Origin of the sequence: Pseudomonas bubulae (assembly GCF_900618535.1) — a bacterium.
Lineage (GTDB): Bacteria > Pseudomonadota > Gammaproteobacteria > Pseudomonadales > Pseudomonadaceae > Aquipseudomonas > Aquipseudomonas bubulae.
In genome coordinates this window covers 25821-43514 of record NZ_UYJA01000004.1, presented here as the reverse complement: position 1 = coordinate 43514, position 17694 = coordinate 25821, and the positions used below count along the sequence as shown (strand labels likewise).

Genomic DNA, 17694 nt, shown 5'->3' with positions numbered 1-17694 from the left:
GGGTCCGAATAAAGAGCTTGGTCATCGTGCGTGCAGGCAAAAGCTCTGCTCGATCGTGGGGCGTCTGCTCAATTATCTCGGGGAAGTGTATCTGTCGAAATCCGCTCTACTCATATTAATCAGAGTCGACGGGATCGATAAATGTCACGCTCTGAGTCCGGCACTGACCAATGGCTGGTCTCGGATAGCTCATAAGCAGGCACTGGAGAGGTGCCTTGGGCTGATCGTCTTTAAGGATAATCAGAGAGGTGTGCTCGTCGGTAGCCTTGGAAGGCTCGTCAGTAAAGACGTGCACCGCTGGCTATTAGGCCAGGTCTGACGTGTTGTAACGCTTGTCGCGGTCGCATCTGCGGCCTTGACGATAAAGCATGTAACTTGCAACAACTGCCTACGGCCCGGCTTTAGGCCGGGCTTGGCAGAAGCGTGCAACGAACGTCTGTGTATTAGTACAGACGAACGGCGCGGCGCTGCTCGCGCTGAACTTTCTTCGCGTGACGCTTAACAGCAGCTGCTGCTTTACGCTTACGCTCAGAAGTCGGCTTCTCGTAAAATTCGCGGCTGCGAACTTCAGCCAGAACACCGGCTTTTTCGCAGGAGCGCTTGAAACGACGCAGAGCTACGTCGAAGGGTTCGTTCTCTTTTACTTTGACGGCTGGCATCCAGAGCTACCTTCATTCATTACCGGGGTCAACGTCTCAAGGCAAAATCGCGTTGGAAGACGTCGGTTTTTAAGGGTTGCGGATGTTAACCCCTCATCGCCCGGAATGCAAAGCCTCTGATCGAAAACCGCTGGCCGGGGGCGGGAGTGGCGACTATTATGCGCGCCTTCGAATTTAGCCTCTACAAGGCGTAAACCCATGCTAGTACTGGGATTAGAAACCTCCTGCGACGAAACCGGCGTCGCGCTATACGACAGTGAACGCGGGCTTTTGGCCGATGCACTGTTCAGCCAGATCGACCTTCACCGCGCCTATGGCGGTGTGGTACCGGAGCTGGCTTCCAGAGATCACGTCAAGCGAATGCTGCCGTTGATTCGTCAGGTGCTGGCCGAGGCCGACTGTGTGCCTACCGAGATCGACGCAATTGCCTATACGGCGGGCCCGGGATTGGTTGGAGCCCTGCTGGTTGGGGCTTCTTGCGCCCAGGCGCTGGCGTTTGCCTGGGGCATTCCGGCCCTTGGCGTGCATCACATGGAAGGCCATTTACTGGCCCCTATGCTGGAAGAGCAACCTCCGGAATTTCCGTTCGTCGCTTTGTTGGTCTCGGGCGGTCATACGCAGCTGGTTCGCGTTGATGGCATCGGCCAATACGAGTTGCTGGGCGAGACACTGGATGACGCCGCGGGTGAAGCGTTCGACAAGACCGCGAAGATGATGGGGCTTAACTATCCGGGTGGCCCTGAGATCGCGCGCTTGGCCGCCCAGGGCGTTGCAGGACGCTTTGTCTTCCCCAGGCCCATGACAGACCGTCCGGGCCTGCAATTCAGCTTCAGCGGCCTCAAGACGTTTGCCTTGAACACCTGGCAGCGTTGTGTGGCAGAGGGCGACGACACTGAGCAGACCCGTTGCGATATCTCCCTGGCGTTCCAGCAGGCCGTGGTTGAAACGCTGACCATCAAGTGCAAGCGTGCCTTGAAGCATGCAGGCATGAAGCGCCTGGTGATTGCAGGCGGGGTGAGTGCCAACAAGGCGCTGCGCGTTTCCCTTGAGAAAATGCTCGGTGAGATGAAGGGCAATGTGTATTACGCCCGTCCGGAATTTTGTACGGATAATGGCGCGATGATTGCGTTTGCGGGTTGTCAGCGCTTGCAGGCCGGTCAGCACGAATCATTGGCGATCAGCGTGCAGGCACGCTGGCCGATGGAGCAACTGCAGCCCCTGTGAGAATGGGGGCTGGAGCCGGCGTGAAGATTTTTCACGGGCAAGATTCAGAAATGCCGTTCGCGCCCGGCCATCAGGTCGCGTAAATTGCCGCGATGGCGCCATACAATCAGCGCCGTCAAGGCGCTCATTGGCAGTAGCGCGGCAGGCTCTTGCCAGGCCAGCAATGGCAGGGTCAGGGGAGTGGCGATCAACGCCGCCAGTGAGCTGGTACGGGTCAGCTGGAAGGTCAGCAGCCATGCGGCGACTGCCAACAGTGCAGCAGGGGGATACAGTCCCAGCAGCATGCCGGCCGCCGTGGCGACACCCTTGCCGCCGCGAAAGCGGAAGTAGGCAGGGTACATGTGACCTACAACGGCGCAGCCGCCGATCCAGGCCTGGTCCTGGAGCGAGAGATCCAGTTGGTTGGCCAGCAGGACGGGCAAAAGCCCCTTGCACAGGTCGCCGAGCAAGGTCAGGACGGCAAGTTTTTTGCCGGCCAGACGCAACATGTTGGTTGCGCCGGCATTGCCGGAGCCACTCATTCGCGGGTCGGGGGTTCCCGTCAGGCGGCTGAGCAAAATGGCAAAGGACAGAGAGCCGAGCAGGTAGGCGAGGATCGCCAGTAACCAAAACATGCTAACTATTCCGGGCGAGGACGCCCTGATTCTAACGGCGCTTTGCGCCCTTGTCGTGCTGCGGAGAAGAGTGCTTGGACAGAGTGTTTATCGAAGGCCTGGAAGTTGACACCGTAATCGGTGCTTATGACTGGGAACGTGGCATCCGTCAGTGTCTGCGCCTTGATCTGAGTTTTGCGTGGGATAACCGTCCAGCTGCGGCTGGCGATGATCTGACGTTGGCGCTGGATTATGCGAGCGTTTCTTCGCGAATTCAGGCGTTCGCCGAGCAGGCTCAATTCCAGTTGGTGGAGACCTTTGCAGAGCGACTGGCCGAAGTGTTGATGAGTGAGTTCACTATCCCCTGGCTGCACCTCAAGCTGACCAAGCCCGGCGCAGTTGCGGCGGCCACTGGGGTGGGCGTGGAGATTGAGCGCGGATGTCGCTAACTCAGGTTTATCTCGGGCTGGGCAGTAATGTCGAGCGTGAAAAGCACTTGCTGGCAGGGCTGGAAGCGCTGAGCGGATTCTTGCAGGAGATGCGCTGTTCGGCGGTGTTTGAAAGCCAGCCGGTGGGTATCAAGAGCGGGCCGTTTTTCAACCTCGTGGTGTCGGCAAAAACCGATTTTCCACTGGTTGAGTTAAGTCGTCGTTTGAAGCTGATCGAAGCTGATAACGGGCGTTACGCTCAAGATCGCAAAGGTTTGCCGCTGGATATCGACGTGTTGTTCTTTGGCGATCTGGTGGGCAACTTTGACGGTTTGACCTTGCCCCGTGCCGAAATCCTCAAGAACGCTTTTGTGTTGTGGCCGCTGTCTTTGATTGCCCCAGACAAAGTTCATCCCGGTGTGGGCAAGACGCTTGCGCAGATTTGGGCCGAGGCGCAGATCGAGCAGGTGCTTGCGCCTGCAGCCTTCGAGTGGCGGGGGGAGTCCTTGACGCCGCTGGAGATGCTGGCGGGCTGAGAGTCGATTGAATGGGCTGCAGGTTACTGCTTTTTTGTGGGAGCGGGCTTGCTCGCGATGGCGTCGATGCGGTCTGAGTGAAAGACCGTGGTGCCCTAATCACGAGCAAGCCCGCTCCCACAAGGTTTGCACTACGCCGCATCCTTGTAAGCTTGTAGTGCCTTGAGCCGTTCGCGCTTGAGTGCTTCGCCCAGTTCGGGGCCCTTGTAACCCTGCTCCAGTAACGGCTGCACCGCTACCGAAAGGGCGGCCCGCGCCGCGCCGCGCAGGTAGTCGGCCTGCGGGTAGGGTCGGTCTTCCAGGCCCAGGCGGCCTTTGGCGTCCATCTCGCACGCTACGATAAACTCCTCGAACCGCTGTGGCCGACGGTATACGTCGAAGCGCTGCAGCAATTCCAGTAGCGTCGAAGCCTTGAGCTCAAGGGCGCGATGGCCGTGGGTGTGGTATTCGCCTACCAGCAATGCCAGCTCCTGACAGTCCCTCGGCACCTTATAGCGTTCATTGACCGCCTTGATCAGGCGCAGTCCCTTGTGTTCGTGGGCAATATGCCTTGGCCAGTCTTTCTCTGGCGTAAGCCCCTTGCCCAGATCGTGCAGTAAACAAGCCCAGCGAACCGTCAGCGGTTGCTTGTGCAGCGCCGATTGCTCCAGCACGCTGAGGGTATGTACACCACTGTCGATTTCCGGGTGATGGGCGGGGGGCTGAGGGACGCCGAACAGGGCGTTCACTTCGGGTAGCAGTACTTCAAGAGCGTCGCAGCTGCGCAGCACTTCGATAAAAACCTGAGGCTGATCTTCCATCAGGGCGCGGGAAATTTCCTTCCAGCAGCGTTCCGGGGTCAAGGCTTGCAGTTCGCCGGACCGGGACAGTTGGCGCATCAGCTCCAGAGTCTCGGGAGCGATGCTGAAGCCCAGGCTGGCGTAGCGCGCAGCGAATCGGGCTACGCGCAGTACTCTTAGGGGATCTTCGGCGAATGCGGGGGAAACGTGGCGCAAAATGCGGGCTTCAAGGTCGCGCTGGCCATGGTAAGGGTCGGTTACGTTGCCAGCCTCGTCCTCTGCCATCGCATTGATGGTCAGGTCGCGACGGATCAGGTCTTCTTCGAGGGTGACGTCGGGGCTGGCGTGAAAAACAAAGCCCCCATAACCATGCCCGCTTTTGCGTTCGGTGCGGGCCAGTGCATATTCGTCACCCGTCTTGGGGTGAAGAAATACCGGGAAGTCAGAGCCAACAGGGCGATAGCCCAAGGCCTGCATTTGTTCGGCTGTTGCGCCCACCACCACCCAGTCAATATCGGTGACAGGCTTGCCCAGCAGGCGATCGCGCACTGCGCCGCCAACTTTATAGATCTTCATAAAAAACCTCCGTTAGCGCGACAGGATAGCGCGTGTGCCGTGCTAACGGAGGCCTGCTTTACAGGTGAATGGCTCCCATATCCAGGCGACCGCGGTCAATCTCGCCGTGGTCGCCTTTTGGCGGGACATGGTGGACCTTCATGACCTGGTCGCCTTGCAGTGTTTCCAGGTGGATGTCGAAGCCCCACAAGCGGTGTAAGTGCTTGAGAACTTCTTCGGTGGAGTCGCCCAGGGGTTTGCGGTCATGTTGCTGGTGACGCAGGGTCAGTGAACGGTCGCCCCGGCGGTCGATGCTCCAGATCTGGATATTGGGTTCGCGATTGCCCAGGTTGTATTGCGCGGCCAGGGTTTCGCGAATGATGCGGTAGCCATTTTCGTCGTGGATGGCTGGCACCAGCAGGTCGTCTTTTTGATCGTCGTCCATGATGCTGAACAGCTTCAGGTCACGGATCACTTTGGGTGAGAGGTATTGCAGGATAAAACTCTCGTCCTTGAAGCTGCTCATGGCGAATTTGATGCTCGACAGCCAGTCGCTGCCCGCAAGATCCGGGAACCAGTAACGATCCTCCTCGGTCGGGTGTTCGCATATGCGCCGGATATCGCAATACATCGCAAACCCAAGCGCGTAGGGGTTGATACCGCTGTAGTAAGGGCTGTCAAAGCCAGGCTGGAACACCACGCTGGTGTGGGAAATGAGGAACTCCATCATAAAGCCCTCGGTCACCAGGCCTTCGTCGTACAGGTCGTTCATCAAGGTGTAATGCCAGAAAGTCGCCCACCCCTCGTTCATCACTTGTGTTTGCCGCTGCGGATAAAAGTACTGGGCTATTTTGCGCACGATACGTACAACTTCGCGCTGCCAGGGCTCCAGCAGCGGGGCGTGTTTTTCCAGGAAGTAGAGGATGTTTTCCTGAGGCTCTTCGGGGAAACGGGCGTTGTCCTTCTCGCTGAGCTTGTCTGCGCTTTTGGGGATGGTGCGCCACAGGTCGTTGATCTGTTTTTGCAGGTGCTCTTCGCGTTCCTTTTGTCGACGGCGCTCCTCCTCGGCAGAGATCGGGTCAGGCCTTTTGTAGCGGTCCACACCGTAGTTCATCAAGGCATGGCAGGAATCGAGCAGGTCTTCCACCGCATCGATGCCGTGGCGTTCCTCACATTGCATGATGTATTGCTTGGCGAATACCAGGTAATCGATGATCGAACTGGCGTCAGTCCAGGTGCGGAACAGGTAGTTGCCCTTGAAGAAGCTGTTGTGGCCATAGCAGGCGTGGGCTACTACCAGTGCCTGCATGCAGATGGTGTTTTCTTCCATCAGATAGGCAATGCAGGGGTCTGAGTTGATAACGATTTCGTAGGCCAGACCCATCTGGCCCCGAGTGTAGGATTTTTCAGTACTAAGGAAGTGTTTGCCATAGGACCAGTGGTGATAACCCAGCGGCATGCCCACTGATGCGTAGGCATCCATCATTTGTTCGGCGGTGATGACTTCGATCTGGTTAGGGTAAGTGTCCAGCGCATAGCGGCCAGCCAGGCGGCCGATTTCGCGGTCATACGCCTGGATCAGGTCAAAGGTCCACTCTGAGCCGGTGGAGATGGGTTGGCGCTTATTCTCTTTGGCGGTCATGTCACTAACCTGCGCTGGAAGAGTTCACGGAAGACCGGATAAATATCGCCGGCCGAGACCAGTTGCTGTTGAGCGAAGGTGTCGGAAAACGCCTCGCTGATGCGTTCGTACTCATACCAGAGCGCCTGGTGTTCGCGCGGGGTGATCTCTACATAAGTGTAGTACTGCACAAATGGCATGATCTGGTTGATCAGAATGTCGCGGCAGATGGGTGAGTCGTCGTTCCAGTTGTCTCCGTCAGAGGCTTGGGCTGCGTAGATGTTCCATTCGTTGGTGGGGTAGCGTTCGGCCATGATCTCCTGCATCAGTTTGAGTGCGCTGGAGACGATAGTGCCGCCGGTTTCCCGGGAATAGAAAAACTCCTCTTCGTCCACCTCTCGTGCGCTGGTGTGATGGCGAATAAACACTACGTCAATCTTGTCGTAGTTACGCTTCAGGAACAGGTACAGAAGGATGAAAAAGCGTTTGGCAATGTCTTTGGTGGCTTGGGTCATGGAGCCTGAAACGTCCATGAGGCAGAACATGACGGCTTTGGAGCTGGGGTTGGGCTGTTTGATCAACAGGTTGTACTTGAGGTCAAAGGTGTCGAGAAATGGCACGCGATGAATGCGGGCGCTGAGTTTCTCGATTTCGGCCTCGATGGTCTTGATATCGCCGAAGTTATCGGGCTCCTCGCGTTTTAATCGCTCCAGTTCGGCCTTGGCTTCCCGCAGTTTCGCCCGGCTGCTGCCGGACAGCGCGATGCGTCGAGCGTGAGCTGAGCGCAAGGTACGAATGATGTTGATACGAGACGGGTTGCCCTCGTTGCTGATACCGGCACGTACGGTTTTGAACGTGTCGGTGCCGGTCAGGTTGCGTTTGACCAGATTGGGCAGTTCGAGGTCTTCGAACATGAATTCGAGGAACTCTTCCTGAGTGATCTGGAACACGAATTCGTCCATGCCTTCGCCGGAATTCCCCGCTTTGCCAGGGCCGCCGCCACCTCCCGATCCACCTTGGGGCCGGGGGATATGTTCGCCGCTGGTAAACTCCTTGTTGCCGGGGTGAACCACGGTTTGCTTGCCACCACGCCCGTGATGCATTACCGGCTCATCGATATCGCGGCCAGGGATGCTGATTTGCTCGCCATGTTCCATATCCGTAATGGAGCGGCGGCCCACGGCCTCTTCTACGGCCTTTTTAATGTGGTCACGGTAGCGACGCAGAAAACGCTGACGGTTAACCGTGCTCTTGTTCTTGCCATTGAGGCGTCGGTCGATCACATAGCTCATTAGGCCCTCCGGGCAGCTTCAAGTTGTGAGCTGCAAGCTGCAAGTCCAGGCATTTACCCATGCCTTTTCCTGCAGCTTGAGGCTTGAGGCTTACAACTGCCTCACTGCGACTTGCGGACCCGCAGGTACCACTCGGAGAGCAGCCGCACTTGTTTGTCGGTATAGCCACGTTCGACCATTCGAGTAACAAAGTCGTTGTGTTTTTGCTGGTCCTCTTTGCTTGCCTTGGCGTTGAAACTGATAACCGGCAGCAGGTCTTCGGTGTTGGAGAACATTTTTTTCTCGATCACCACCCGCAGTTTCTCGTAACTGAGCCAGGTTGGATTCTTACCGTTGTTGTTCGCCCGGGCACGCAGTACGAAGTTGACGATTTCGTTGCGGAAATCTTTCGGATTGCTGATGCCGGCCGGTTTCTCGATTTTTTCCAACTCTTCGTTGAGGGCCACGCGGTTGAGGATTTCGCCGGTTTCCGGATCCCGGTATTCCTGGTCCTGAATCCAGAAGTCGGCGTAGAGCACATAACGGTCGAAGATGTTTTGCCCGTATTCGCTGTAGGACTCCAGGTAAGCGGTCTGGATTTCCTTGCCGATAAATTCGATGTAGCGCGGCGCCAGGTATTCCTTGAGGAAACGCAGGTAGCGCTCGCGGGTTTCGGCCTGGAATTGTTCCTGTTCGATCTGCTGTTCGAGCACATAAAGCAGGTGCACCGGGTTGGCGGCAATTTCGTGGGGGTCGAAGTTGAATACCTTGGACAGGATCTTGAACGCAAAACGGGTCGACAGGCCATTCATGCCTTCGTCCACACCCGCGTTGTCACGGTACTCCTGGATGGACTTGGCTTTCGGGTCGGTGTCCTTGAGGTTCTCGCCGTCATAAACCCGCATCTTGGAATAGATGTTGGAGTTTTCCGGTTCTTTGAGGCGCGACAGTACGGTGAACTGGGCCAGCATCTTCAGGGTGTCGGGTGCGCAATGGGCTTTGGCCAGTGAGCTGTTGAACAGCAGTTTGTCGTAGATTTTCACTTCGTCACTGACACGCAGGCAGTACGGTACTTTGACGATGTAGATCCGGTCGATAAACGCTTCGTTGTTCTTGTTGTTGCGGAAGGTATGCCATTCCGATTCGTTGGAGTGGGCAAGCAGGATGCCGGTAAACGGAATCGCGCCCAAGCCTTCGGTACTGTTGTAGTTACCTTCCTGGGTAGCCGTCAGCAGTGGGTGCAGCACCTTGATGGGTGCCTTGAACATCTCGACGAACTCCATCAGGCCCTGGTTGGACCGGCACAGAGCGCCCGAGTAGCTGTAGGCGTCGGCATCGTTCTGCGGGAATTCTTCCAGTTTGCGGATATCGACCTTACCTACAAGGGCCGAAATGTCCTGGTTGTTTTCGTCACCGGGTTCGGTTTTGGCTACACCGATCTGGTTGAGGATCGACGGGTACAGTTTTACAACGCGGAACTGGCTGATATCACCGCCAAACTCGGCAAGGCGCTTGGTGGCCCACGGCGACATGATGGTGCTCAGGTAGCGTTTGGGAATGCCGAAGTCTTCCTCGAGGATCGCGCCATCTTCGGTGGCGTTGAACAGGCCCAAAGGCGACTCGAAAACCGGTGAGCCCTTGATTGCATAGAAGGGGACTTTTTCAATCAGCTGTTTGAGCTTTTCGGCAAGGGATGACTTGCCGCCCCCTACCGGGCCCAGCAGGTAAAGGATTTGTTTTTTCTCTTCCAGGCCCTGTGCGGCATGGCGGAAGTAGGAAACTATCTGGTCGATGCATTCTTCCATTCCGTGGAAGTCTTCAAAGGCCGGGTAGCGGCGAATCACCTTGTTGGAGAAAATCCTCGACAGCCGGGAGTCGGTTGAGGTGTCCAGCAGTTCCGGCTCGCCAATGGCCAGCAGTAGCCGTTCCGCGGCTGAGGCGTAAGTGCTTTTGTCCTGTTTGCACAGCTCAAGATATTCCTGGAGCGTAAGCTCTTCCTGGCGTGTGGACTCGAAGCGTTGTTGGAAGTGGCTAAAAATACTCATGACGTCACCTCGCTCGATACGTGGAGTCGGCGATAGATCGGTCAGTTCGAGTGCTGGCATGCAGCAGCATTTCAGCTGCTGTGTACCCCCCAGGACACCATCAAGGTGGCTAACCCCTTGAAGTTACTACCGATGATCCATTCGCCGGTGTACCGGCTCTCCCCAGATTTGGATGGCCTGAGGTAAAGGATAGTTGGTAATACGGGAGGTCAAGGTCAGATGCGTGAATTGTTGCCTTAGACCGTTGGTCAGGCAGGCCCCAAGCCCTCTGATCACGGGGGCTGGGGCTGATAAAAATATTATTCGCCCGGGCTTTGGGCGGTTTCGTCCGGGTAAGTGGTACGCCACAATTCGAAGCCGCCATCCAGGCTGTAGACCTCGCTAAAGCCCTGGCCGACAAGATACGCCGCAGCGCTCTGGCTGGAGTTGCCGTGGTAGCAGGCCACGATCAGAGGGGCGTCGAGGTCGGCGTTGGCGATGAAATCGTGCAGCGAGTGGTTGTCCAGATGTTTTGAACCGCTGATGTGATTGGCGGCGAAAGCTTGCGGGTCACGCACGTCGACGACTACGGCGCCTTGTTCGCGCAGGGCCTGAGCCTGTTCTGGCGGGATGCGTTTGAATTCGGTCATGGGAAATTCCTGTGGCCTGAAAGCGGGCGCGGCTGGCTGGCGCCCAAGGGTTGGGAAGTTGGTGCGGAGTGTGGGGCAATGCCGGGTACGGCAAGTGTTGGATCGTCGCAATCGCAGAGCAGGCGTTGGCCGGTGTCGACATTGAGCAGGGTCATGGCGCCGCCCCAGACACAGCCGGTATCGAGTGCGAAGATGCCGGGTTCCTTGCAGTTGCCTTCCAGTGCTGCCCAATGCCCGAAGATGATCTTGAGGCCTTGGGTTTTGCGTTCTTTGTAGCTGAACCATGGAGCGAAGCCGGGCGGTGCAGTACCTACGCCTTCTTTGCTTTTCAGGTCGAGCTTGCCGTCCCGGGTGCAGAACCGCATACGGGTGAAATAGTTGGTAATAACCCGCAACCGGGTAACGCCGGTCAGTCCGTTATCCCATTTGGCCGGGTCGTTGCCGTACATGCCGTCGAGATAGGGGCCGACAAGGTTGTCATCGCGCAGCGCCTGTTCGACTTCGCTGGCGCATTTGAGGGCTTTTTTCAGCGTCCACTGGGGCGGTATTCCGGCATGCACCAGTGCAACCTCACGCTCGGCATCGTAATGCAGCAGCGGTTGCTGACGCAGCCAGTTCAACAACTCATCGCAATCGGGGGCCTGGAGAATTTCGCGCAAAGTGTCGCCTTTTTTCAGGCGTTCGATATTGCGCCCCACGGCCAGCAGGTGCAGGTCATGGTTGCCCAGTACACACACCAGCGACTCGCGCATGCGATACAGAAAGCGCAGGGTTTCCAGTGATTCGGGACCGCGGTTGACCAGGTCGCCCACCAGCCAGAGCTTGTCTTTGGTGGGGTCGAAGGCCACGCGTTCGAGCAGGCGCTTGAGCGGTTTCAGGCAGCCTTGCAAGTCGCCAACGGCATACACCGCCATCAGTGCAGGGCTCCGGGTACCGCCAGGCGAAAGGGCGCAATAATGGCTTTGAACTCATGACCGTCATCGGCATGCATCAGGTAGCTGCCCTGCATGGTGCCGACTTTGGTTGTGATGACCGACCCACTGCTGTAGGTGTGCTCGCTGCCGGGATCAATCTTGGGTTGCAGTCCTACAACACCGGCGCCACGGACTTCTTCTACATGACCATCGCCGTCGGTGATTACCCAGTGCCGTGACAACAGCTTGGCAGGTATTGAACCGTTGTTGCGTACCGTGATGGTGTACGCAAAGGCAAAGCGCTGATGCTCGGGCTGTGATTGTTCTGGCAGGTAACGTGTGACGACGCTGACGTCGACCAGATAGCGGGGATCGTGCATGCGAGAGGCCTTACTTGAAAGCGAAGACACAGTTCGGGATAAAACTGATGCCTGAGTCTAGGCCAAACAGCGGGTACCCGGCTAGACGTGGCGTCTGGCCGGGTACCCGTTTTTTCTCGGCGATCAGTCGGCGGCGGGCGCCACGACCGGTTGCTCGCTGAGCTTGTCGGCCAGGCGCACGAAGGCGGCCAGGTCGAGTTGCTCCGGGCGTTTGCTGCCATCGACGCCTGCGGCTTCGATTTCAGCGTTGCTGAGCAAGGCTTTGAGGGTGTTGCGCAGGGTCTTGCGGCGCTGGTTGAAGGCTTCGCGAACCACGCGCTCAAGCAGGCGGTGGTCTTTGGCCGGATGCGGCAGCACTTCGTGGGGCACCAGACGGACAATCGCTGAATCAACTTTCGGCGGCGGGTTGAATGCACCCGGGCCTACGTTGAACAGGTGTTCGACGCGGCAGTGGTACTGAACCATGATCGACAGACGACCCCAATCACCACCGCCAGGCCCGGCGGCCATGCGCTCAACCACTTCTTTTTGCAGCATGAAGTGCATGTCGCGGATCAGCTCGGCGTTTTTCAGCAGGTGAAAAATCAGCGGCGTGGAGATGTTGTACGGCAGGTTACCAACCACGCGCAGGGTGCGAGGGGCAGCATTGAGGCTCTTGAAGTCGAACTTCAGCGCATCACCCTGGTGCAGGGTGAAGTTGCTCATGCCGGCAAACTGACGGTTGAGGATCGGCACCAGATCCTTGTCGAGCTCCACAACGTCGAGCTGGCCACCGCTGTTGAGAATGCCTTCGGTGAGGGCACCCTGGCCCGGGCCGATTTCCAGCAGGCGTTCGCCAGCCTTGGCGTTGATGGCGCGCAGGATGCGGTCGATAACCCCGGCATCGTGCAGGAAGTTCTGACCAAAGCGCTTGCGCGCCTTGTGTTGGTATTGCTCGTTCATATACGGGTCTCGGCCATCTGGTAGGCGGTTTCCAGGGCGACTTGCAGGCTGCCGGTATCGATCTTGCCACTACCCGCCAGATCCAGGGCGGTGCCGTGGTCGACAGAGGTGCGGATAATCGGCAAGCCCAGGGTGATGTTGACTGCGGCACCAAACCCTTTGTACTTGAGTACGGGCAGGCCTTGGTCGTGGTACATCGCCAGCACTGCGTCGCAGTGTTCCAGATATTTGGGGGTAAACAGAGTGTCGGCAGGCAGCGGGCCACGCAGGTCCATGCCCTCGCTGCGCAGGCGCTCCAGGGTTGGTTCGATGATGTCTGTTTCTTCGTGGCCCAAATGGCCGCCTTCACCTGCATGGGGGTTGAGCCCGCAAACCAGGATGCGCGGCCGGGCGATGCCAAATTTTTGTTTTAAGTCGGCGTGCAGAATGCGGGTGACCCGCATCAGTCGCTCGGGGGTGATTGCATCGCTGACCTGACGCAGGGGCAGGTGAGTGGTGACCAATGCCACGCGCAGTCCGCGGGTGGCAAGCATCATCACGACTTGCGGTGTATGGGTCAGGTCGGCGAGGAATTCGGTATGCCCGGAGAACGGGATGCCCGCTTCGTTGATCACGCCCTTGTGCACCGGGGCGGTGATCATGCCGGCAAAGTCGCCATCCACGCAGCCCTGGGCGGCGCGTGTGAGGGTTTGCAGCACAAAGGCTGCGTTGGCCTTGTCCAGCTTGCCGGCGGTAACCGTGGCGTTCAACGGGGTGTCCCACACGTACAGGCTGCCTGCCGGAGCCGGCTGATCGGGCCAGTTGCCCGGCTCGACCGGTAGCAGGCTGACAGCCACACCGAGCTGCGCGGCCCGCTCAAGGAGCAGGTCGCAGCTGGTGATGGCGATCAGGGGGTGTGGCTGGTGCTGCGAGGCGAGAAGCAGGCACAGGTCGGGACCTATGCCTGCCGGTTCGCCGGGTGTCAGGGCAAAACGCTGTGTGTTCACTGCGCGGCCTGGCCTGCGCTGTCAGTACCGGTTGCGCCTGGCAGCTTGATTTCAACATAGGCTTCGTCGCGGATCTGACGCAGCCAGGATTGCAGCTCTTCATCGTATTTGCGGTTACGTAGAGCGTTCATAGCCTGTTGCTCGCGCGCTTGGGTGGTGCTGTCAGTGGCACGACGGCCAAGGACTTCCAGAACATGCCAGCCGTATTGGGTCTTGAACGGCTTGGACAGCACACCTTGCGGAGTGTCGGCCATGGCTTCGCGGAACTCGGGCACCAGCGAATTCGGGTCAACCCAGTTCAGGTCGCCGCCGTTGAGGGCGGAGCCCGGGTCTTCCGAGTAAGTCTTGGCCAGGGTGGCAAAGTCTTCGCCCGACGTAATGCGGTCGTAGATTTTGGCTGCCAGTTCTTTGGTTTGCGCTTCAGTACGAATTTCGCTTGGCTTGATCAGGATATGACGGACATGGACTTCGTCCACCACCACTGATCCACCGCCGCGTTTCGCGTTCAGCTTGAGGATGATGAAGCCGCCTGGCGTGCGTACTGGAGGTGTAACGTCGCCTACAGGCATCTCACTGAGCATGCGGTCGAAAGGGGGAGGCAGTTGAGCAGCTTTACGCCAGCCCATGTCGCCACCTTCCAGTGCCGTGTCGCTGCCGGAGCGGGCGATGGCCATTTGGGCAAAGTCAGCGCCCTGCTTGAGCTTGTTGTAGACCTCTTCAGCTTGCTTTGCCGCGTTCTGGATGGCTTCCGAGCTCGCGCTTTCAGGCGTCGGGATCAGGATATTGGCCAGGTGGAATTCTTCGGACATCTGCATTTTGCCAAGGTCCGAGGCCAGGAAGTTTTTCACTTCCTGATCCGTGACCTGAATGCGCTCAGCCACGCGGCGTTGACGCACACGGCTGATGATCATCTCGCGACGCACCTGTTCACGGGCATCTTCATACGACAGACCGTCGTGGGCCAGGGCCTGACGGAATTGCTCGATGGTCATGTTGTTGCGCTGGGCAATGGTGCCGATAGCCTGGTTCAGTTCTTCGTCCGTGATGCGAATGCCTGAACGCTCGCCGATCTGCAGTTGCAGGTTTTCGACGATCAGGCGCTCAAGCACTTGCTGATCCAGAACACTGGCAGGCGGTACGCCCTGGCCACGCTTGGCGATGGTTTGCTGAACTTCGTGGACACGCTGGTCCAGTTGGCTCTGCATGATCACGTCGTTGTCGACGATGGCCACCACTTTATCCAGGGGCTGTACTGCAGCGCTGGCTGCAGTACCCAGGAACAACGCGCCCAGCATTAGCGGGCGCAGACACTCAGAAAGCTTGATCTTCACGTTCACGATAACCTTGGATGCCTTTGTCGAGGAAGCTCTCTACTTTGGTGCCAACAACGCCACCGAGACCTTTCAGCACAACTTGGAGGAAGAGACCATGGTCGCCCTTCTCGTTTTGAGGGGCTTCCTGGGTGTACTCGTCGTTGGATACCCAGTAACGGCTGATCAGACGAAGCTTCCAGCAACAGTTGTCGTACTCGAAGCCACCGAAGGCTTCCAGGGTACGGTTGCGGTTGTAGTCGTACTGCCAGCGGCTGATGGCGTTCCATTGCGGCACGATCGGCCAGATAACCGAGAAGTCGTGCTGCTTGATCTTGTAGTAATCCTTGATGTAGCCAGGATCACCCGGGGACAGATAGTCGCCACCGCCCACAGTCCACTTGCCGGTGTACTGGTCGTAGCGCACCTGGTCGTTGCGGTAGCGGAAGCCTGCGTTGACCACCTTGTTCGGGTTGTCTTCAGGCTGGTAGTGCATCATCGCACTGCCTGAGCGCGGGCTGCGGGTTTCCGGATCCCAGTTGTAGTCAGCAGTCGCACGCCAGTCGCGGTTGAAGCGATAGGCGTATTCAAGGGCATAAGGGGACACGCTGGATGTAGCATCCTTGCGGTCTGCGTCAATGCCCGGTAACTGAACTTTGCGGTCCTTGAAGTAGTAGGCCTGGCCCACGCTGATGCGTTGACGCTCAAAGCCGTTGTCTTCGATCAGGCGGCTGGTCAGACCCAGCGACAGCTTGTTCTCGTCGCCTACACGGTCAGTACCGGTAAAGCGGTTGTCACGCCACAGCGAGGAATAGCTGAAGGTGGTTTCGCTGGTGTCGAAGATCGGGATGTCATCCTGATTTTTCTCTGGGACATACAGATAAAACGCACGCGGCTCGAGGGTCTGGCGGTAGTTGGTACCGAACCAGTTGGTGTTGCGGTCGAAGTACAGGCCGCTGTCGACGCTGGCGATTGGCACGCTGCGGTTGACCGAGCTATCGAATTTCTGGCCAGTGGGCAGCTCAGACTTTCCGGTGCCATCCAAGTCCAGGTCGTACTGGGTGTACATGTACTTCAGGGACGGCGTCAGGAAGCCATAGCTCCAGTTCAGCGGCAGGCTGACACTAGGTGCAAGATTCATGCGCGTACCGTTGGCACGGGCCAGGCCTTTCACGTTGGTGTCCAGACGATCTGCTGTGGTGCCGTCTTCGTTGGTGTACTTACCGGTTTCCAAGTCGCGATCGAATCGCACCAGTTCGGTGTTGTAGGCGAAGTTCAGGCCACCTGGGTGAGTTGGCAGCATCCCGTTGAGGGTGAGCTGCGGCAACATGTCGTAAGGCGTGATCTGGGTAACGGTAGCCAGTTGATAGGCCTGCACGTTCAGCTTGGCGGTGTAGTCATCGCCACGGTAGCTGACGGCGCCCTGCTGGTTCAGGTAGTCACGGCTTTCAACGCCGATCTGGTCACTTTCCAGGTCCTGGAAGTAATACGGATCGCTGATTTTGGTGTAGTCGACTTCGGTCAGTACACGGGAGTCGAGACCACCCTTGTGCTGCCAGTTAAGCATGTAGCGCTTGTCGGTGTAGTCGGTCTGGCGCTTGCGGTCGTCGTTGTCGTCGTTGAGGTACGCGGCACCGAACTGGCCTTCGCTCGATTCGGTCAGGTAGCGGAACTCGCCTTCCATCAACAGGCCGCGCTTGGTCATGTAGCGTGGGTACAACGTGGCATCGTAGTTGGGTGCCAGGTTGAAGTAGTACGGGGTCACGAGCATAAAGCCGGTGTCGGTGCTGCTGCTGAAGGACGGCGGCAGGAAACCGGACTGGCGGCGATCGTCGATCGGGAAATAGATGTACGGGGTGTAGAACACCGGAATGTCCTTGACCCGCAGCGTCACGTTGGTGGCCGTACCGAAACCGGTGGCCGGGTTCAACGTGATGTTATTGCCCTTGAGCTGCCAGGCGTTGCTGTTTGGCTCGCAGGTGGTGTAGGTACCATCCTTGAGGCGGATGATCGAGTCTTCGGCACGCTTGGCATACAGCGCACTGCCGCGGATGCGCGACTTGTGCAGCACATATTCGGCGTTGTCGACCTTGGCCGCACCCGTGTCCAGTTGCACATCGGCGTGGTCGCCGACGATCAGTGCGCCGTTGTCACGCAGGCGCACCTTGCCGTTGAGCTCGCCACGGCTTTCAGCCTGGTACAGGCTGGCTTCGTCGGCTTCGATCTGCATGCTGCCCTGGCGCATGACTACGTCACCGGCCAGGGTCGCAACCTGCTCTTCCTGCTCATAGCGGGAGGCTTTGGCGCCGATAAAGGTCGGGGCGTCGCTTTTGCTGGTGGGGTCGTTCATGCCCGGACGGATGGGCTCTACGTACGAACCGGAGCAGTACGGGCCGGTTTCGGCCAACTGGGCAGCGGTCAGCTTGTCCCGGGGCACCCAGTCGAGGTGACTGTAATCGTCACTGCGCGCCTTGAGCCCACGGCCTTTGGCCTCGGTGACCAGCGGGGCCTGTTTGGCCTGCTCGCTGGTTTCACCGCTGGCACCCACAGACCCGTCACCGTGCGCAGGACGCGGTGGCAGTTGCGCCACGTTGGTTTTTGGTGCGCAATCCCAGCCCCCCGTAGCCGACACGGAACAGTCATACTGCTCCTCGGCAAACGCGAACGGCGTGGCGAGAGGTTGCATGGCCAGCAAACTGCCGGTTACCAGCAACGGAAATTTTTTACGAAACGCGGGGGATTTCAATGCCATCTTATTAGTCCGGGCTTCCTGCGTGCCATCAGCCCGCGGTGGGGGACCGCACGCCTATCGATGGTCTGGA

16 protein-coding genes are annotated in these 17694 nt (G+C 58.2%); 3 read left to right on the top strand and 13 right to left on the bottom strand.

Annotation, left to right across the window (positions count from 1 at the left end; all coding sequences use genetic code 11):
- Positions 1–443: 443 nt before the first annotated feature.
- Positions 444–659: a 30S ribosomal protein S21 gene (gene rpsU, locus PPTH39_RS14680; protein ID WP_002551877.1), complete on the bottom strand. Its 216-nt coding sequence runs from the start codon at positions 657–659 to the stop codon at positions 444–446.
- Positions 660–857: 198 nt separating this feature from the next.
- Here rpsU and tsaD point away from each other — a divergent pair, with 198 nt between their 5' ends.
- Positions 858–1883: a tRNA (adenosine(37)-N6)-threonylcarbamoyltransferase complex transferase subunit TsaD gene (gene tsaD / locus PPTH39_RS14675; protein WP_094999926.1), complete on the top strand. Its 1026-nt coding sequence runs from the start codon at positions 858–860 to the stop codon at positions 1881–1883.
- A 44-nt stretch (positions 1884–1927) separates the two neighbouring features.
- Here tsaD and plsY read toward each other — a convergent pair whose 3' ends face one another.
- Entirely contained in the window at positions 1928–2497 is a 570-nt protein-coding gene (plsY, locus tag PPTH39_RS14670; protein WP_094999927.1) for a glycerol-3-phosphate 1-O-acyltransferase PlsY, read from the bottom strand.
- A 74-nt stretch (positions 2498–2571) separates the two neighbouring features.
- Between plsY and folB the strand changes: the two genes are divergently transcribed.
- Both folB and folK read left to right on the top strand, forming a co-directional pair.
- Positions 2572–2925: a dihydroneopterin aldolase gene (gene folB / locus PPTH39_RS14665; protein WP_094999928.1), complete on the top strand. Its 354-nt coding sequence runs from the start codon at positions 2572–2574 to the stop codon at positions 2923–2925.
- Entirely contained in the window at positions 2916–3440 is a 525-nt protein-coding gene (folK, locus tag PPTH39_RS14660) for a 2-amino-4-hydroxy-6-hydroxymethyldihydropteridine diphosphokinase (RefSeq protein ID WP_095019497.1), read from the top strand. The genes folB and folK overlap by 10 nt, the downstream gene beginning before the upstream one ends.
- Positions 3441–3571: 131 nt before the next feature.
- On the opposite strand, the gene PPTH39_RS14655 is transcribed toward folK, so the two are convergent.
- The 11 genes from PPTH39_RS14655 to PPTH39_RS14605 all read right to left on the bottom strand — a co-directional run bounded on the left by PPTH39_RS14655 (position 3572) and on the right by PPTH39_RS14605 (position 17624).
- Complete coding sequence (locus PPTH39_RS14655) at positions 3572–4795, bottom strand: multifunctional CCA addition/repair protein (RefSeq protein ID WP_094999930.1); 1224 nt, start codon at positions 4793–4795, stop codon at positions 3572–3574.
- 58 nt (positions 4796–4853) lie between these two features.
- Positions 4854–6416: a SpoVR family protein gene (locus PPTH39_RS14650; RefSeq protein WP_094999931.1), complete on the bottom strand. Its 1563-nt coding sequence runs from the start codon at positions 6414–6416 to the stop codon at positions 4854–4856.
- Positions 6413–7687 (bottom strand): YeaH/YhbH family protein, encoded by a 1275-nt coding sequence (locus PPTH39_RS14645; protein WP_094999932.1) that lies wholly within the window; start codon positions 7685–7687, stop codon positions 6413–6415. Before PPTH39_RS14645 ends, PPTH39_RS14650 begins: the two co-directional genes overlap by 4 nt.
- Positions 7688–7788: 101 nt before the next feature.
- Positions 7789–9711 (bottom strand): PrkA family serine protein kinase, encoded by a 1923-nt coding sequence (locus PPTH39_RS14640; RefSeq protein WP_016782433.1) that lies wholly within the window; start codon positions 9709–9711, stop codon positions 7789–7791.
- Between the two features lie 299 nt (positions 9712–10010).
- On the bottom strand, positions 10011–10340 hold the full coding sequence (gene glpE / locus PPTH39_RS14635; RefSeq protein ID WP_094999933.1) for a thiosulfate sulfurtransferase GlpE: 330 nt from the start codon (positions 10338–10340) through the stop codon (positions 10011–10013).
- On the bottom strand, positions 10337–11254 hold the full coding sequence (locus PPTH39_RS14630; protein WP_094999934.1) for a symmetrical bis(5'-nucleosyl)-tetraphosphatase: 918 nt from the start codon (positions 11252–11254) through the stop codon (positions 10337–10339). Before PPTH39_RS14630 ends, glpE begins: the two co-directional genes overlap by 4 nt.
- Positions 11254–11634 carry a Co2+/Mg2+ efflux protein ApaG gene (gene apaG / locus PPTH39_RS14625; protein ID WP_094999935.1) on the bottom strand — a complete coding sequence of 127 codons (381 nt, stop codon included), beginning with the start codon at positions 11632–11634 and terminating at the stop codon, positions 11254–11256. Before apaG ends, PPTH39_RS14630 begins: the two co-directional genes overlap by 1 nt.
- A gap of 123 nt (positions 11635–11757) precedes the next feature.
- Positions 11758–12576: a 16S rRNA (adenine(1518)-N(6)/adenine(1519)-N(6))-dimethyltransferase RsmA gene (gene rsmA, locus PPTH39_RS14620; RefSeq protein ID WP_094999936.1), complete on the bottom strand. Its 819-nt coding sequence runs from the start codon at positions 12574–12576 to the stop codon at positions 11758–11760.
- Positions 12573–13562, bottom strand: a complete 990-nt coding sequence (pdxA, locus tag PPTH39_RS14615; protein WP_094999937.1) for a 4-hydroxythreonine-4-phosphate dehydrogenase PdxA — start codon at positions 13560–13562, stop codon at positions 12573–12575. Before pdxA ends, rsmA begins: the two co-directional genes overlap by 4 nt.
- Entirely contained in the window at positions 13559–14899 is a 1341-nt protein-coding gene (gene surA / locus PPTH39_RS14610) for a peptidylprolyl isomerase SurA (RefSeq protein WP_178084404.1), read from the bottom strand. The genes pdxA and surA overlap by 4 nt, the downstream gene beginning before the upstream one ends.
- A complete protein-coding gene (locus tag PPTH39_RS14605; RefSeq protein ID WP_130872132.1) occupies positions 14874–17624 on the bottom strand; it encodes an LPS-assembly protein LptD in 2751 nt (916 codons plus the stop codon). Before PPTH39_RS14605 ends, surA begins: the two co-directional genes overlap by 26 nt.
- Positions 17625–17694: the final 70 nt, after the last annotated feature.

Excerpts from the sequence above, each read along its gene's own strand:
- rsmA (WP_094999936.1), bottom strand. The coding sequence starts at position 12,576 with ATGAACGAGCAATACCAACACAAGGCGCGCAAGCGCTTTGGTCAGAAC.
- PPTH39_RS14630 (WP_094999934.1), bottom strand. The coding sequence starts at position 11,254 with ATGGCGGTGTATGCCGTTGGCGACTTGCAAGGCTGCCTGAAACCGCTC.
- PPTH39_RS14640 (WP_016782433.1), bottom strand. The coding sequence starts at position 9,711 with ATGAGTATTTTTAGCCACTTCCAACAACGCTTCGAGTCCACACGCCAG.
- PPTH39_RS14655 (WP_094999930.1), bottom strand. The coding sequence starts at position 4,795 with ATGAAGATCTATAAAGTTGGCGGCGCAGTGCGCGATCGCCTGCTGGGC.
- glpE (WP_094999933.1), bottom strand. The coding sequence starts at position 10,340 with ATGACCGAATTCAAACGCATCCCGCCAGAACAGGCTCAGGCCCTGCGC.
- rpsU (WP_002551877.1), bottom strand. The coding sequence starts at position 659 with ATGCCAGCCGTCAAAGTAAAAGAGAACGAACCCTTCGACGTAGCTCTG.
- PPTH39_RS14650 (WP_094999931.1), bottom strand. The coding sequence starts at position 6,416 with ATGACCGCCAAAGAGAATAAGCGCCAACCCATCTCCACCGGCTCAGAG.
- plsY (WP_094999927.1), bottom strand. The coding sequence starts at position 2,497 with ATGTTTTGGTTACTGGCGATCCTCGCCTACCTGCTCGGCTCTCTGTCC.
- PPTH39_RS14605 (WP_130872132.1), bottom strand. The coding sequence starts at position 17,624 with ATGGCATTGAAATCCCCCGCGTTTCGTAAAAAATTTCCGTTGCTGGTA.
- apaG (WP_094999935.1), bottom strand. The coding sequence starts at position 11,634 with ATGCACGATCCCCGCTATCTGGTCGACGTCAGCGTCGTCACACGTTAC.
- folK (WP_095019497.1), top strand. The coding sequence starts at position 2,916 with ATGTCGCTAACTCAGGTTTATCTCGGGCTGGGCAGTAATGTCGAGCGT.
- PPTH39_RS14645 (WP_094999932.1), bottom strand. The coding sequence starts at position 7,687 with ATGAGCTATGTGATCGACCGACGCCTCAATGGCAAGAACAAGAGCACG.
- tsaD (WP_094999926.1), top strand. The coding sequence starts at position 858 with ATGCTAGTACTGGGATTAGAAACCTCCTGCGACGAAACCGGCGTCGCG.